Here is a 16,521-nt window from a genome sequence, read left to right as displayed (position 1 = left end):
GCGCTTACGCATCCTCGGTCACCCGCAACACTTCCTCGATCGTGGTCTGGCCGGCCAGCGCCTTGACGATGCCGTCCTCGTACATGGTGCGCATCCCGGCGCTTTCGCGCGCGATCTGCTCGATCTCGCCCATGCCGGCGTGACGCATCACCGCGCGGCGCAGCTCGTCGTTCATGACCAGGAATTCCATGATCGTGGTGCGGCCGTGGTAACCGCTCGGCGCCAGCGCCGAACCGCGCGGGCGGAACAGGTAGATGTCGCCCTCGGGCTGGTAGCGGCGCAGGTTGAACTTTTCGATTTCCTCGGGCGAGGCGAGGTATTTCTCGGCATGGGTCGGCTCGAGGCGGCGCACCAGGCGCTGGGCCAGGATGCCGTTGATCGTGGAGGTCAGCAGGTAATCCTCGACGCCCATGTCGAGCAGACGGGTGATGCCGCCGGCGGCGTTGTTGGTGTGCAGGGTGCTGAGCACCAGGTGGCCGGTCAGCGCCGACTGGATCGCGATGCGGCAGGTCTCCAGGTCGCGCATTTCGCCGATCATGATGATGTCCGGGTCCTGGCGGACGATCGAACGCAGCGCATGGGCGAAGTCCAGGCCGATCTGCGGCTTGGCCTGGATCTGGTTGATGCCTTCGATCTGGTATTCGACCGGGTCCTCGACGGTGATGATCTTGACGTCGCTGGTGTTGAGCTTGCTCAGCGCCGTATACAAGGTGGTGGTCTTGCCCGAACCGGTCGGGCCGGTCACCAGCATGATGCCGTGCGGCTGGTCGAGCACCTTCTGGAACTGCGGCAGGAACTCGTCGGTGAAGCCGAGCTTGTAGAAATCGAACACCACCGTCTCGCGGTCGAGCAGTCGCATCACCACCGATTCGCCGTGCGCGGTCGGCACGGTGCTGACGCGCAGGTCGAGCTCCTTGCCCTGCACCCGCAACATGATCCGGCCGTCCTGCGGCAGGCGGCGCTCGGCGATGTTGAGCTTGGCCATGATCTTGATGCGGCTGATCACCGCCGCGGTGAGGTTGGCCGGCGGGCTTTCGCCCTCGGCCAGCACACCGTCGACGCGGTAGCGCACCTTCAGGCGGTTCTCGAACGGCTCGATATGGATGTCCGAGGCGCGCAACTCCACTGCGCGCTGGATCACCAGGTTGACCAGCCGGATCACCGGCGCTTCCGAAGCCAGGTCGCGCAGGTGCTCGACGTCGTCGAGATCGCCCGCGCCCTCGCCTTCGGCGGTCTCGACGATCGCACCCATCGCACTGCGGCCCTGGCCGTACCAGCGCTCGACCAGGTCGCCGACCTCCGAGCGCAGGGCCACGTAGGGACGGACCTCGCGCTGGGTCGCCAGACGCAGGGCGTCGAGCTGGTAGAGGTCCTGCGGATCGGCCATGAGCACGTCGACGTGGTGCTCGCCCTCGCCGACCGGGCAGACCGCGAACTGCTTCATGAACTTGGGCGTCAGCGCCACCCCTTCGGGCGGCAGCTCGGGCGCGTCCTTGATGCTGACCAGGGGCAACTCGAGCGCCGCGGCCACGGTTTCGGCGTGATCGCGCTCGGACACCAGCCCGAGCCGCGCCAGCAACGCGAGCAGGCTGCCGCCGGTTTCCTCCTGGAGCCGGCGCGCGCGCACGAGGTCGGCCTCCTTGAGGCGCCCCTTCGCCAGCAGGGCGTCGACGATACGAAGATCGACCGTGGCCTGGGCGTCCCCGCCCGCCGGTACTGCCTGGGCGGTCGGTTCGTTGGATGTGGCTACTGCGTTCACGTCACCCTCCTGCGCGTGATTCCCGACTTTAGCAGTTTCGTTCGCCGTCTCGACCAGCCCGGATCCGGCCGGGTAGCCGACGGTGAATGAAGCACAGTCGTCGAAGCGAGAGTGACGATGCCCGGCCCGAGTCGCAGGACTTCGGATTCATGAACAGGGGCAGTTACGGACTGAAAGATCAGTCACATTTTGTTCGCGCGGACGCCATTGGCCGGGCATGCCGGTGCCGTGGTGCTGTGCTAGCTGGCGAAGTAAAGAGCTGCATTCGCTTCGAAGGGCCGTGGCAGCAAGCCTCGGCCTGTCGCCGGTCAGTCTGCCGGCACGGCCTCCAACCAGCTCTCGTGAATTTCGTTCGCCGCCCCGTCTTCGTACTCCACCGTATAGACGACACCCGGCGGAAATCGCGAGAAGTGAGCGCCGGGCGGTCTGTCCTCGAACACTCCTCAGAGAGGCGAAAAATGAGCGCCCCCATTTTTGATCGGGCAACCGAAGTGCAGCCCACCAGCCACCGTGGCGCAACTGAGAAATCAGCCCCAAGCAAGTAGGTGATCAATATAGGCACCCAAGCCAAAATTATCGTGCACCTGCCCTATGAAATCGTCCCTCATCTGCTCTCGCACTTTCGCGATGCCCCCCGCGCGCCGCAGGCATGCGCCAAAAAAATCGGCATCCCCGACAAACAGACTAACATCCTGGTCGAGCAAACACGCCCACCGCCTCGACCCACCAACCAAATACTGATCCTTCAGAAATCTTACCTCTTCATCAAGATATCCCATTATCACCGCGAGATCTGGCAATAGCGACACGGCACCCCCCCGACTTACGACTGCCTCCCTAGGAACAATCAAAACTTCTTTTTCTAAAGCAATTTCTCGCGAACAGCTTAAAAGCGCATCCCAAAAAAATACCGGTGCAAGCGCCTCATATCTATTACGATCAAAAGCCGCGCCAAGCCAATCATTTCGCACCAATGGATTTTCCGGAGGAAACCGCCCACTGAAAATTGAAACAATAAAATCATTAACCTCCATTAGCCGCCCTCATTTTTCGGGATAACTAACAGTTGTTCCCGGAGCCTTTGAGCCAACGGGATAATGCTTGATGGTTTTCGATCCCTGCGCAGGACCGTCAGCATAAGGTCTTGTACTACTATGCCTATTCACATTACTACCATCCGGCATCTTGATATTATTTTCATCCCTAAGCTCTGCGCCAGGCACACTCGCCAGGTTATCAAAATCCGCGTCCGCATCCTCTACATTCCCCTGCAGCTCTCCGCGCTCACCCGCCAGACCATCTGCAGGACTTTTACCGTTGCGCAGCCCATCTATCGCCACCTTGGTGATTTCTTCCGGGTTCTCGGCAGAAGCTTCCTCAGCTTCCGCGGACTCTGATTGCTGCGCGACCGGAGATAACATCTGCGTGATATTAATAATATCGCGTATCACACGCATTCCGCCATACGCCGCAAAATCATGCAGGCACTCGATACCCTGACACTTAATATTACAGTTTTGCCCGTCGCAGGCTATCGCCCTCCCATCCGGGTCAGTAAACCTATAAGGATTATTTGCTGCATAGCTGTAACGATTGAAGTTCCAACCATTACCCGCGTCAACACCAACAGGATCAACACTTAAAAATCTTCCGATAGCCGCATCGTAATACCGCTGCTGCATGTAGGCCAGCCCCGAAGAGGCATCCTGCAAATGCCCAGTATGAACGACCCGTCGACCTCGTCCCGGTTAACCACCTTGCCGTAGGGCTCGAACTCGCTGGTCTGGATGATGGCCTCAAAGCCCGCTCAGCGAGCGGGCTTTCTTTTGTTGTCGGAATGATTAATTTCCTCCGTCCCCTTTAGTTCTTTAGTTGGATTAATTTCCTCCGTCCCCTTTAAGTCGGTTTTGTCTGATAAGAACTCTAGTGCGGATGAACGCAAATCCACGGCCACCGCACTAAGATCAAAAACTAGATCTCTGACTGTTTCGTATACAAAGTTCGATGAACCAATGGGGTCCCAACCGACATCCTGACCGCTCCATCCATACTCAGACTCCAAAGTCCATTTTCCCTCAAAATGGCTAACCACTAGAGAAAAGCCAATCGCCTTCTTATTCGCATCAACCCAGTTCTTCAGCTCACCATCAATAGAAAAATTCAAAGACGTTCTTTTTGAACTGTCGAATGAACTTTGGCCAGAAAATGGGAGCAGTGAGGTTGAGACGCTAGAAAAGTGGCCACTCTTTTCCATGAAAATGTGGATGTCTCTTAGTATGCCACGGACCTCGGATAAAGCATCCATGAACTCTAATGTCTCTGCGTATGCGTTCATTGTTTTGGTAACTTCCCACCGCCGACAGTTGCTTTGACAATTTCTTCAGGAGTCGCCTTTACCGACACGTGTCCTTCAGGCATTACTTTACCTCCAACAGTCTTTCCGCCATCAACAACGACACTTCCGGCCGGCAATTTTGAAGGGTCAACCTCGATGTAATTTCTGCCAGGCGTTAGTACCGCTTGTTCTTTGTTCGCTGGATTGCTAAACGAATCTCTAAAGGAAACCGCTTCCTCTCCTTCACGCGTTTTTACATGATTAGGATTCCCCTCGGTTCCAGCTCGATATATTCTCTCCGGCAATTTCTGATTCGAAGGACGATTCGACCCAAGTGTTCTAGCTGCTCCAACCAATGCCCTCACAACAGGACCACCAGGAAGCATGGCAGTGGTCACAGCAATCGCAGGTTTCACGAACGGCTCATATACCGCCATATTTCCTGCAGCTGCGTCTTGTGCAAATTGATCGCCGAACCGATCGCATGCACCACAACGCCCGTCTGGATCAGTGAACTTGTATGGGTTGTTATACGCATAGGCGTAGCGGTTGAAGTGTCGCATATCGCCATTGGTTAAAGCCGTCACTGGATCGACACTCAGGAACCTACCGATCCCCGGATCGTAATAGCGCTGCTGCATATACGTCAGCCCGGTCGCACCATCCATCATATGACCGGTGTAACCGACGCCGTTATATGCCGACTGGCCCGGCTCGCGTATGGCTGCGCCGAACGGCTCCCATTCGGTACGTTCGAGCACTTGCCCGGCAGCATTCGTGACCGCTACCGGGCTTCCCAATGCATCCGTGTGCTGGTACTTGACCTGACCAGAGCCCGTCGCACGATTCCATTCGACCGTGGCGAGCAGGCTGCCGCCCAGATAGATATGCGGGATGTTGAGCTCGGGGTGGCTATCGTTTTCTGCTTCTCCGACATGGTGCTCCTCGCGAAACAGCAATTGACCGGCCTGGCTGTAGAACGACCGAGAGAACGTCGTGTCTGGACGCTCCGTTGTACCGACTCGACGGCCGTAAGCGTCGTAACGATAGATCTCTTTCCCGGTCACCTTGCGCAGTCGGTTGCCGAAATCGAAGTCGTAGGCCTGGCCGTTCTTATTATCCAGGTTGCCTTGGTTGTCGTAGCCAAATCCGACCACCGACGGAGTAGTGCCATCGGCATTGACGTTCTGAATATTGGTCAGCTGATTATTGCCGTTGTAAAGATAGCGATGATTCTTTACGCCACCGAGCGACCAGGTCTTGATATTGTCCAGCGCGTCGTAGGTGAAACGGTGCCAGCAATCGCCCTTGAAGCTGCACGACCCCGCCGAAGTGAGACGATCCAGATTGTCGTACCCCATCCATCGACTGTAGTGATCGCCACGCAGCCGATCCGAGATATTGCTGACGTTGCCGCTCGCATCGTACCCGGTGGAAAAATCGATGACCCCGGCGTCGACGCTGAACATCGGCAGTTGCCGGGCATTCTGGGTCATCGAATGAACGATACCGTTGCCGTAGGTGAACTGCCTGATCGCGCCGTTCGGGTAGTAGCCGATGCCTGAAGCGTGTGTGCCCCAAGACGTGCTGACGGTTGTCGGCTGGCCCAACGCATTGTTGGCATAGTTGACCTGCAATCCATCCGGAGTCGTGTAACGGCTGCGATTGCCGTTGCTGTCGAATCCATTGGCACTGGTCCAGGCATACACGCCCGGCTGACTGACCGATTCGGCACTTAGCAAGCGACGCTTGTTGTAGCTGTAGGTGTTGACGACCACGCCCAGCCCAGCACCTTCGTTACTGGTCGTGACCTCTCTGGGCAGACCATCAGGGGTGTATAGCCAAGTCTGATTGCCACGGCCGTCCGGGAAGCTTAAAGCCGCTAGTCGGTTGCGATTGTCATAACTGCGGTCGACACGGCGGCCCGACGAGTAGGCCTCCATGAAATCGCAGCTGCTCGGACTGGGCAAAGCCAAGCCAGCAGCCGACCACGCCGGGTTGCCGGCGTCGTCGTACCCGGTGACCGTGGCGCCGGTTTCCGGCTCGATGCTCTTACACAGGCGCTGATGCACGTCATAGACGAGATAACGATACGCCGACAGACTTTGATCGCCATTGCGTCGGCGCAGCGAAGTGGGCTTACCGAACACGTCTCGCGCGATCTCTGTATAGACACCTTCTGGGCTGCTAATGACAACGGGCGCGTCGTAGCTGGGCGCGCCAAACGCCTGGAACGCTGTCAAGGTGGCATTGCCGCGCGGATTCTTAACCGAAGTCTGAAACCCGTTGAGGTAATCGGTAGTCGTAGTCAAAACTCCGAGTTCAGAATCCTGCTTGACGCTGACCACCCGACCGAGCACATCGTAGCGAGTTCGTACCCCCAACAAAGACGATGCTGGTGGCGCCTGAACTTGCACCACCTGATTCGCGGAGGGATCGCCAAACCAGGTCACGCCCTCTTTCAGCATTCGCCATTGAAAATTATAAGCTCCCGCCGCAACAGGCGCTCTAACGGAAAAATTGAAGGTCGCAACCTGCCCGGGAGCTATGTCGCCTGCCACGGGAACACGCGCAATATTCCAGGTGCCGTTGTCGTAAGGATTGAACGAGCCCAGCTTAATAGCTTCGGAGCTTCGCCAGGTCGCGGTACCGATATTCCTCATTTGCACGCTGACAGCATGCGAAGAACCCGGCACCATGTTCACCGGCACGGACTGGGCTACGAACTCGGATGCCAATGCGGGCGGCGTGCGCACCTGTATCACCTGGTTCGCGGAAGCGGTACCGAACCACTGCGCCCCCTCTTTCAGCATTCGCCATTGAAAGTTGTAATCGCCATCCGTGGTCGGTGCTGTCACATTGAAATCGAATACAGCGGTCTGTCCCGGCGCGACGTCGCTCGCCAGATTGATACGAGAGGCACCCCACGTATAATTGTCGCCAGGGTTGGACGAGCCCAGCTTATAGCCTTCGCTGCTGCGCCATACCGAGCTCCCGGTGTTCTTCATCTGCACGCGAACCGGATAGACCGCTCCCGACGCCATGCCGGCAGGCACATTTTGCCCAACGAACTCCGCGCCGGCGGTATCTACAACTACGGTAACCGGCGCAGAACTCCCGTGCTTGTTCTTATTGTCGTAAGCGGTCGCTACAACCGTATAAGTGCCTGGCGCAGCACCGTTCCATTGCGCCGTAAAAGGCGGCGTCATCGAGGCCGCAACCCATGGTCCCATTAGCGGAATACTCGACCTTGCTGACCGAGCCATCGCTGTCGGCAGCGTTGGAGGCAAGCGTAATATTCGCAGGCGTAAGGTACCGCGTCCCTCCAGGCAAACTCAGGCTTACCGTAGGCGCTTGATTCGCGGGTTGGATCACAACCTGCTTGCCGACCGTATTCGTGCGCCCGCCGAAATCTTTCGCCGTGGCGGTGAAATTATAAGTACCAGCAGGCAAACCGGTGACTGTTTTATCGACGACGTAGTCGTAAACCTTAATGAGTTGGACCCCGTTTTGGGAAAGGGTGATCCACTCTATCCCGGCATCTCCGGATCCCTCGGCATATATCTCCAAGGTCGCCGGCTCTTCATAGCTCGGGATCGCATTCACCGAGATCGTGATCGCCGGCGTGCCGGCGGCATTCGCAGCCAACCCCATCAGTAGCCAGAGCGCAGCTGCCGTCCCCCAAACTCCGACATGCCGGAAAAGGCTGCCACAGCGGCTTCGCCGCCTTACGACATTCACGCCCTGCGTCATACTTCCCCCGAAAACAACGTTCGTTCCACCCGGCGCTTTCTCTCGACGGCTCATGGCGCGAGCCCCGAACAGTCATACGCAGGCACACCATCGGTAAACGGATTTCGTGGGTAGGACGAGAACGTGACCCGCCCCTCCGAGTCGTAGCACTTCATCGTCCAACGGGCAGTGGATTGGGGGTCGGCGATATCTTCTTCCTGCTCGATCACCGGCCGCCACAAGGCATCGAAATGAGTCGTCTTCTTGCCATTGCCGGTACTTACGACATGGCGCCAGTGCCCGGCAGGCAGCCCGTATACGACTCCCGCGACCTGCTCGAAACTCAGGACCGTATCGTTCCAAACGGTATCGTCACCCGTGGGATACACGATGCGTGTCATGCGCCCCATCAGGTCGTAGCTGTAATTCGTCACGTGGCCGTTCTCATCGGTGACCGAGGCGATCCAGCCGCTATTGTCGACGACGACCTCTTTCTTCGTGCCGTCCTGGAAAAGAATCGTCTGCGGCATTCCCCGCTTCCAATTGCTAAGCCCGGTCTTCAGGTTGCGCCCGTCCTTTACACTGGACAACGTGCCATCCGGGTAATATTCCAGGGTCTGCTGCAACTTTCCGTAGGCGTAAGTGCGTATCGGCAAAGCAGTGGCCGGGTCGTAATCGGTCTGCGATACGACTGTGCCTGTATTGGTATTGGTTTCCTTCAGGACTTGGCCAACGACCCACTTCGACAGATCGTTGTAGTACTCGGTCGTATTGCTGCGGCTATAGCCCAAACTGCTGACTTCCGTCCTGCTGGTCGGTTGGACGAAGGCGTCGAAGCCAGTCACTTTGTTGGCGAACGTTGCCCCGTCCTGTTGGGTTGAGCTTTCGATGACCGGACGCAGGCTTTCCGATGAGAACGAGTCCAAACGAACCTGCGGGCTGACGCCCATGCGGTGCGCGAATACGTTTTGCTGCTCCGCGGCGCCATTGCTCAGGTACTCGGTAGCGGATGTACGTAGTAGCGTGTTGCCTGAGAAGACTTCGGTCTTCAGCAACTGGCCCTCATTAGCGTTGAAAACGACGCCGTAAGTATTGACGGTGCGCTCGCCGCCCGGCCCGGTGACCGTCGTAGTCTTGGTCGTGGCGCAATTCGTGCATTCGCCCTCCCAGCTTCCTACCGGCGTCGTGTAATCGTAATTCCAAGTCGCGGATGGGAGCCCGGGTCCGGTGATGCGCTTGGTCCGGATCGCCAGCACATCGAACCGTGCCGGCACCATGCTGGTCAGCGTGTCTTCTGGCTCGGGGTTGTCTGGCAGCGTGCCGCCAAGATTCGGAGGCGGCAGACACTCGGACTGAACGGCGTTGCGGCCATGGCGGACTGTCTGGAATACGAATTCGCCAGTCGCGCCGGATGGATGAGTGATGGTCGCGGTTCGGGTGAGCGGCCTGAGCACACGCATCCATGAGCAGAACAAGGCCTTATCCTGGACGGGCACGCGGCGACCGTCGGCCATGACTTCTTCGGCTTGTTCGTAAAAGGGCCCGCCCCACATCTCTAAAAGATTGAGCTTCCATTGCCCGCCATCAGGCAAGGTCACGGACGTCAGTCGCGCGTACGCCGAGTAATCGTAGTTCCACTCGCGCACGGGTGTGGTATTGGCCGCGACTTTGGTGACCCGGTCATAACCGCTCGTGTTTTCCCAGGTCAGGTTGAGCTGTCGGCCGTCGCTGGAAGTAATCGACGCGAGTCGATTGCCGTTCCAGTTGTAGGCTACCCAGTTGCCGAAGCGATCCTCGACGCGCGTCGCATACAGACGGATTTCGTCGCGCGGCACCGGCCTGCTGAGGATGGTGCCATCGCCCGCAAAAGGCTTGACCAAGTCGTCGGTTTGTCGCGCAACCATCCAATCGAAGCGATAACGGGTGCCATCCGGAGCGAGCGCGAGGAAGCCTTCGCCCGGCTGTCCGCTCTGCAGATTGGGCAGACACGACAAGTGCCAGAACTTGTTGGTGACCCAGGGATAAATCTTGCCATCGGTGGGTTTAGGCTTGGTCTGCGCCGTTGCGAAGAGCAATTCCTGGTCGGCGCCCCCTACCGACATGCGATAGCCGCTCCAATACTCCCAGGCCTGGACCGGCGCGCTGCGCCCTGGCGTGGAACTGAGCACCTTGACGATGGGCGGCCTCGCGGTCTCAGGGGACGTCGGCGAGGAGCAACGGTTGGGCGTCGCGTCGGGCGGGATGTCGCCGATGACCCAGCCCGAGCTTCGGCTGAAAGTGCCGCTGATATAGGGCACATCCCAGTCCCAATCCGCGAAAGGCCGATTGCGCGCGTCGCTTTGCGCAGAAAAACGCCGCCCAAGCGCCACCACCAAACCGCTGTTGCCCGGCAAAGAGACATCCGTCGCCGTAAAGCTGGTCGCCCCGGTATAGAGGTTGACGGAATCGCCGAACAAGCCCGGCCCCTCGGTCTTGATCGTCTGTGCCGACTTGACGAACTTGTCGTACTCCTCCCACGGCGCCTTTTGCGCGACAGCCGCGCAGGACACAGCGGCCAACAACACCCCACACAAATAACGCACGGCCTTCTCCCCGGTTCCCTGGCCCGACACTGATCGGTCGCCACGCGACGTCGATTCGCGAACTTTCTATCACGGCTTCGATACGGCAGGCTATATGTGCGAAGACTCAAGCGATGAGACTCGCATAGGCACATTGGCCCGCAACGCAAAACGGGCGCCCCTTGGGCGCCCGCATGCAACTGACGGCTGGACAATTCTGCCCCTGCACAGGCCTACCCCACCCACACCCGCGCATTGCGGAACATGCGCAGCCACGGCGAGTCGCCGCTCCAGTCGCGCGGCGACCAGCTGAAGTTGGCGTTGCGCAAGGTGCGCTCGGGGTGCGGCATCAGGATCGTGGCGCGACCGTCGCTGCTGGTCAGGCCGGCGATGCCGTCGGGCGAGCCGTTCGGGTTGAGCGGGTAGCGGTCGGCGACGCGGCCGTCGCCGTCGATGTAGCGCAGCGAGACGTTGGCCGCGGTCTGATCGAGGTTGCTGGCGAAGCGGGCCCGGCCTTCGCCATGGGCGACCGCGACCGGGATGCGCGAGCCGGCCATGCCGCGGAAGAACAGCGACGGCGACTCGGCCACTTCGAGCAGGCCCAGGCGCGCTTCGAACTGCTCACTGCGGTTGCGCAAGAACACCGGCCAATGCTCGGCGCCGGGCACGATCGGCTTGAGCTGGGCCAGCATCTGGCAACCGTTGCAGACGCCGAGCGAGAAGCTGTCTTCGCGGGCGAAGAACGCGGCGAAGGCGTCGCGCAGGGCGCTGCGTTCGAGGATGCTGGTGGCCCAGCCGCGTCCCGCGCCGAGCACGTCGCCGTAGCTGAAGCCGCCGCAGGCGGCGAAGCCCTTGAAGTCCTCGAGCTGGAAGCGGCCGTTGATCAGGTCGCTCATGTGCACGTCGAAGGCTTCGAAGCCGGCGCGGTCGAAGGCCGCGGCCATTTCGATCTGGCCGTTGACGCCCTGCTCGCGCAGGATCGCGACCTTCGGCCGCACCCCGGTGTTGATGAAGGGAGCGGCGACGTCTTCGGCGGTGTCGAAGCTCAGCTTCGGCTTGAGGCCCGGCGCGTTGAAGTCGCGCGCGATCGCACGCTCTTCGTCGGCGCATTCGGGGTTGTCGCGCAGCTTCTGCAGCGCATGGCTGGTCGACCACCAGGCATCGAACAGCTCGTCCCAACGCCATTCGACCAGGACCTTGCCGTCTTCCTTGACCCGCACCGCGGCGGCCGTGGTCGGCTTGGCGATGCGCTGCGCGCAATCGATCAGGCCGTGGCGGGCGACCAGGTCGGCGAATTCGGCGCGGTCCTCGTCGGCGATCTGGACGATCGCGCCGAGCTCTTCGTTGAACAGGGTGCGGAACGGATCCTCGCCCCAGCCGTCGAGGCTGATGTCGAGGCCCAGGCGCGAGCAGAACGCCATTTCCGACAGCGCGGCGAAGGCGCCGCCGTCGCTGCGGTCGTGATACGCCAGCAGCAGGCCGGCTTCGCGCGCGTCGCGGATCAGCTCGAAGAAATCGCGCAGGCGCTGCGGACTGTCGAGATCGGGCACGCCGGTTTCGTGGCGCGCGCCCTCGCCGGGCACCCCGGCGAAGGCCGGCAGGCCGCCGTCGCGGCCGGCTTCGGGATGGCACTGGGCCAGCACCGAGCCGCCGAGGCGCTGCTTGCCGGCGCCGAGGCCGATCAGCCACAGCTCGCTGTCGGGGTCGCGCGACAGCAGCGGGGTCAGTTGCTGGCGCACGTCGACCACCGGGGCGAACGCGCTGACGATCAAGGACACCGGCGAGACCGACTTGTGCATGACGGGACTCGCAACAGCCGCGTCTCCGTCCTGCCCTTCATCCGCCTGCCCTGCGCGAGTCCCGAGTTCCGAGTCCCGGGTCCCGAGCCACTGCGCCTGCATCGACAGCGAATCCTTGCCGACCGGGATGCTCAGTTCGAGTTCCGGGCACAGCTCCAGGCCGACCGCCTTGACCGCGTCGAACAACAGCGCGTCTTCGCCCGGATGCGATGCGGCCGCCATCCAGTTGGCCGACAGCTTGATGCGGTTCAGCGATTCGACCGGCGCGGCGCACAGGTTGGTGATCGCCTCGCCGACCGCCATGCGGGCGGCGGCGGCGGCATCGAGCAAGGCCAGCGGCGTGCGCTCACCGATCGACATCGCTTCGCCGACGTAACCGTCGAAGTCCGACAAGGTGATCGCGCAATCGGCCAGCGGCAGCTGCCAGGGGCCGATCATCTGGTCGCGCGCGACCAGGCCGCCGACGGTGCGGTCGCCGATGGTGATGAGAAAGTTCTTGGCCGCGACGGTCGGATGCGCGAGCACGCGCAGACCGGCCTCGCGCAGGTCGAGTCCGTCCCACTGCAGCGCCGGCCACGGCGCGTCGGCGGGATAACGGGTGTCGCGGTGCATCTTCGGCGGCTTGCCGAACAGCAGGTCCATCGGCAAATCGATAGGCCAATCGGCATCGACGACGCGGTTATCGCCATATACCGTCTCGACCGTCGCGCCATAGCCGACCACCAGGCGCTCTTGCGCGGTCGCATAGCCGACCACGGCGAAGGGGCAGCGCTCGCGCTCGCAGATCGCGGCGAAGTCGCCGACGCGGTCGGCCGGCAGGCCGAGCACGTAGCGTTCCTGCGATTCGTTGCACCACAGCTGCATCGGCGACAGCGAGGGATCGTCGCTCGGCACCTTGGCCAGGTCGATCACGCCGCCGAGGCCGGAATCGTGCAGCAGCTCGGGGATGGCGTTGGACAGACCGCCGGCGCCGACGTCGTGCGCGCTGTCGATCGGATTGGCTTCGCCGAGGGCGACGCAACGGTCGATCACTTCCTGGCAGCGACGCTCCATTTCCGGGTTGTCGCGCTGGACGCTGGCGAAATCGAGCGCTTCGGCGCTGTCGCCGGAAGCGACCGAACTGGCGGCGCCGCCGCCGAGGCCGATCAGCATCGCCGGACCGCCGAGCACGATCACCGCATGCCCCGGCTTCAGGCCGAGCTTGGCGACCTGGACCCGGTCGATCGCGCCGAGGCCGCCGGCCAGCATGATCGGCTTGTCGTAGGCGCGGGCGAGGCTGGCGTCGCCGGTCTCGCCCTCGGCCAGCTCGAAGCTGCGGAAATAACCGACCAGGTTCGGACGGCCGAATTCGTTGTTGAACGCGGCCGCGCCGAGCGGGCCGTCGAGCATGATTTCCAGGGCCGGCGCCATGCGCGGGTTGAGCGCGCGCTCGCCTTCCCACGGCTGCGGCAGGGTCGGGATGCGCAGGTGCGAAACGCTGAAACCGCACAGGCCGGCCTTGGGACGGCCGCCGCGCCCGGTCGCGCCTTCGTCGCGGATCTCGCCGCCGTTACCGGTGCTGGCGCCCGGGAACGGCGCGATCGCGGTCGGGTGGTTATGGGTTTCGACCTTGATGCAGAACGCCGAGGGCACCTGCGCTTCGGCCGCATAAGCCTGGCTGCCGGGCTGCGGGCGGAAACGCCGCGCCGGATAGCCTTCGACCACCGCGGCGTTGTCGCTGTACGCCGACAAGGTGTTTTCGGGCGTCTGCGCGTGGGTGTTCTTGATCATCTTGAACAGCGACTGCGGCTGTTCACGGCCTTCGAGCGTCCACGAGGCGTTGAAGATCTTGTGCCGGCAATGCTCGGAGTTGGCCTGCGCGAACATCATCAGTTCGACGTCGGACGGGGTGCGGCCGAGTGCGGCATAGCGCTCGCGCAGGTAGCCGATCTCGTCCTCCGCCAGGGCCAGCCCGAGCCGGCCGTTGGCCGATTCGAGTTCGTCGAGGGGAATGCGTTCGAGCTCGCCGCGCGCCGGCACGGCGAACAACGCCGCGGCGTCGTCGCGCGCTTCGAGCAGCGACTGGGTCATCGGGTCGTGCAGGACCTTGGCCAGCGCGCCCTGGGTGGCGGCGTCGCTCGGCCAGCCTTCCAGGTCGTAGCGGGTGCCGCGCTCGACGCGCTTGACCGGCTGGCCGGCGCCGCGCAGCAGCTCGGTGGCCTTGCTCGCCCACGGCGACAAGGTGCCCAGGCGCGGGGTCACGTAGCGCGAGACGGCCGCATCGGTGCGGGCGGCTTCATGCGGTTCGGCCTGGAGGATGCGGCGCAGGGTCGCGTCGTCGGGCGCGGCGCCGGGCTCGGGTTCGACCCAGTAGACGGGCCAGGCATCGAGCAGACGGATACTCGGATGAAGGGCGGACAGTCGAGCTTGGAGACGCTCGCGGCGGAACGAAGACAGGGCCGAATGGCCCTCGAGGACGATCATGTCCGGGGAACCGTGCAACGCAGGGCCCGGTATTGTATCCAAAACCGCCAGCGAGCTTCGGCCTGGCCTTTAGACGGGGCGGCGACCGGGCCACGGGGCAGTCCGCGGGCCCCTGCCTCGGCGCGCTGGGATGCCGTTGCCATTCCCGGCCGCTGCCGGTTCCGCTTTCGGGCCGGCCCGGCCGATCGCGAAACGCTGTCCCGGAAACGACATCGCCGCCCAATGGGCGGCGATGCGGTCGAACCTGGCCGGGACGCCGGGCGCGGGGTCTTGCTCAGCGCCCGCCGGTCGGCACGGCGACGGCCGCGGTCGGCTTGGCGCCCGAGGCGGCCGGCTTGGATTCGGCGGCGATCTTGTCCAGCGCCTCGCGCAGCTGCGCCGGCGGCACGTAGCCGCCGAGCTGGATGCCCTCGGAGGTCAGGATCATCGGCGTACCGGTCAGGCCGACGCGCTGGCCGACGTTGTACTGCATGGTCACGGTGTTCTTGCAGTCCTTGTTCGGGATGGCCTGCTCGCTCTTGGCGTCGGTCAGGGCCTTGCGGCGGTCGACCGCGCACCACACCGAGACCATCTTCTTGTAGTCCTCGCTGCCGATGCCCATGCGCGGGAAGGCCAGGTACTCGACCGCGATGCCCTGGCGGTTGTACTCGGCGATCTCGCTGTGCAGCTTGCGGCAATAGCCGCATTCGACGTCGGTGAAGATCGTTACCGTGTGCTTCGGATTGGCCGGAGCGAAGACGATGCGCTCGCTGGCCGGGATGGTCTTCAGCAGGTCCTTGCGCATGCCGGCGAGGCTGTTTTCGCTGAGGTTCTTCTTGGCCTGGGTGTCGAACAGCGCGCCGCCCGAGCCCGGCAGGAACAGATAGCGGCCGTCGTCGCTGACGTACACGACCTGGCCCTGGGCCAGCGCCTCGCGGAAGCCCGGCACCGGCGAGGGGCCGACCTTGTCGATGCTGACGTTGGGGTTGAGCTGGCGGATGGCCTCGACGGCCAGCGCATCGGCGCTGCCGGCCTTGACCTGCGGCGCCGAACCCTTCGCGGCGGCCGCGGTCTTGGCGGGAGCGGCCGGATCGCTCTTGGCGGCGGCGCCCTGCGGCGCCTGGGCACAGGCGGACAGGCTGATCGCGCCGAGCACGGCGAAAATGATGCGCTTCATCAATCGAATCCTTGGCGTTCTGAGGTCGGGGTCTTGGACCGCTCGACGAGGAATAGGTTCTGCCGATTGTGGCACGGCCGGCCGCGCGAGCGCGGATCCGGAACCGCAGTCACGCGGCGAAGTGGCGATGGGAGTCGCGGTTTGGGGGTGTGGTCGGCCGAGACGCGCCCCCCGGGCCTAGGGTGGGAGCGGCGCGAGTCGCGATCGCCGCCGAAGCTCGCTCAAACGAAGACCCCGCCGCGCGCCTTCCCCTGTAGGAGCGGCGCGAGCCGCGACCCGTAACTACGGTCAGCGGCGCCGGCCGGGTTCAGTCAGCCCCCAGGCGATGCGGCAGTGCCGCCGGCCGCTTCGTTGGGGTGCTCGCGATCTGACGGAACGTGCCCCGGCCCGGCGCAGGGGCGCCGGGCGTTCAGAGCAGCAGGCGGCAGTGCCGCCGGCCGCTTCGTTGGGGTGCTCGCGATCTGACGGGACGTGCCCGGCCCTGCGCAGCGGCGCCGGGCGTTCAGAGCAGCAGGCGGCAGTGCCGCCGGGCGCTTCGTTGGGGTGCTCGCAATCTGACGGGACGTGCCCCGGCCCGGCGCAGGGGCGCCGGGCGTTCAGAGCAGCAGGCGGCAGTGCCGCCGGCCGCTTCGTTGGGGTGCTCGCAATCCGACGGGACGTGCCCCGGCCCGGCGCAGGGGCGCCGGGCGTTCAGAGCAGCAGGCGGCAGTGCCGCC

The 16,521-nt window shown here is 62.8% G+C and carries 8 protein-coding genes and 1 pseudogene; all 9 read right to left on the bottom strand.

Annotation, left to right across the window (positions count from 1 at the left end; translation table 11 throughout):
• Positions 1-4: 4 nt before the first annotated feature.
• On the bottom strand, positions 5-1,675 hold the full coding sequence (gene gspE / locus AC6CH2_RS12685) for a type II secretion system ATPase GspE (protein WP_498269919.1): 1,671 nt from the start codon (positions 1,673-1,675) through the stop codon (positions 5-7).
• 611 nt (positions 1,676-2,286) lie between these two features.
• Positions 2,287-2,793: a hypothetical protein gene (locus AC6CH2_RS12680; protein ID WP_498269556.1), complete on the bottom strand. Its 507-nt coding sequence runs from the start codon at positions 2,791-2,793 to the stop codon at positions 2,287-2,289.
• A 9-nt stretch (positions 2,794-2,802) separates the two neighbouring features.
• Positions 2,803-3,477, bottom strand: a pseudogene (locus tag AC6CH2_RS12675) (RHS repeat-associated core domain-containing protein); the annotation flags it as partial.
• 89 nt (positions 3,478-3,566) lie between these two features.
• Positions 3,567-4,094, bottom strand: coding sequence for a hypothetical protein (locus AC6CH2_RS12670; RefSeq protein ID WP_498269555.1), 528 nt, complete (start codon positions 4,092-4,094; stop codon positions 3,567-3,569).
• Positions 4,091-7,303, bottom strand: coding sequence for an RHS repeat domain-containing protein (locus tag AC6CH2_RS12665; protein WP_498269554.1), 3,213 nt, complete (start codon positions 7,301-7,303; stop codon positions 4,091-4,093). The genes AC6CH2_RS12670 and AC6CH2_RS12665 overlap by 4 nt, the downstream gene beginning before the upstream one ends.
• Positions 7,224-7,901: an Ig-like domain-containing protein gene (locus AC6CH2_RS12660; RefSeq protein WP_498269553.1), complete on the bottom strand. Its 678-nt coding sequence runs from the start codon at positions 7,899-7,901 to the stop codon at positions 7,224-7,226. The genes AC6CH2_RS12665 and AC6CH2_RS12660 overlap by 80 nt, the downstream gene beginning before the upstream one ends.
• Positions 7,898-10,408: an RHS repeat protein gene (locus AC6CH2_RS12655; protein WP_498269552.1), complete on the bottom strand. Its 2,511-nt coding sequence runs from the start codon at positions 10,406-10,408 to the stop codon at positions 7,898-7,900. Before AC6CH2_RS12655 ends, AC6CH2_RS12660 begins: the two co-directional genes overlap by 4 nt.
• A 212-nt stretch (positions 10,409-10,620) precedes the next feature.
• Complete coding sequence (purL, locus tag AC6CH2_RS12650) at positions 10,621-14,649, bottom strand: phosphoribosylformylglycinamidine synthase (protein ID WP_498269551.1); 4,029 nt, start codon at positions 14,647-14,649, stop codon at positions 10,621-10,623.
• A 274-nt stretch (positions 14,650-14,923) separates the two neighbouring features.
• Positions 14,924-15,805 carry a DsbC family protein gene (locus tag AC6CH2_RS12645; protein WP_498269550.1) on the bottom strand — a complete coding sequence of 294 codons (882 nt, stop codon included), beginning with the start codon at positions 15,803-15,805 and terminating at the stop codon, positions 14,924-14,926.
• Positions 15,806-16,521 lie beyond the last annotated feature (716 nt).

This window comes from Lysobacter sp. GQ73 (assembly GCF_059758755.1).
This window is presented reverse-complemented; position numbering and strand designations above follow the sequence as displayed.

What these genes read in the sequence shown, in the direction of transcription:
- AC6CH2_RS12670 (WP_498269555.1), bottom strand. Translation starts at nt 4,094, where the DNA reads ATGAACGCATACGCAGAGACATTAGAGTTCATGGATGCTTTATCCGAG.
- AC6CH2_RS12680 (WP_498269556.1), bottom strand. Translation starts at nt 2,793, where the DNA reads ATGGAGGTTAATGATTTTATTGTTTCAATTTTCAGTGGGCGGTTTCCT.
- AC6CH2_RS12665 (WP_498269554.1), bottom strand. Translation starts at nt 7,303, where the DNA reads ATGACGCCGCCTTTTACGGCGCAATGGAACGGTGCTGCGCCAGGCACT.
- AC6CH2_RS12660 (WP_498269553.1), bottom strand. Translation starts at nt 7,901, where the DNA reads ATGAGCCGTCGAGAGAAAGCGCCGGGTGGAACGAACGTTGTTTTCGGG.
- AC6CH2_RS12645 (WP_498269550.1), bottom strand. Translation starts at nt 15,805, where the DNA reads ATGAAGCGCATCATTTTCGCCGTGCTCGGCGCGATCAGCCTGTCCGCC.
- purL (WP_498269551.1), bottom strand. Translation starts at nt 14,649, where the DNA reads ATGATCGTCCTCGAGGGCCATTCGGCCCTGTCTTCGTTCCGCCGCGAG.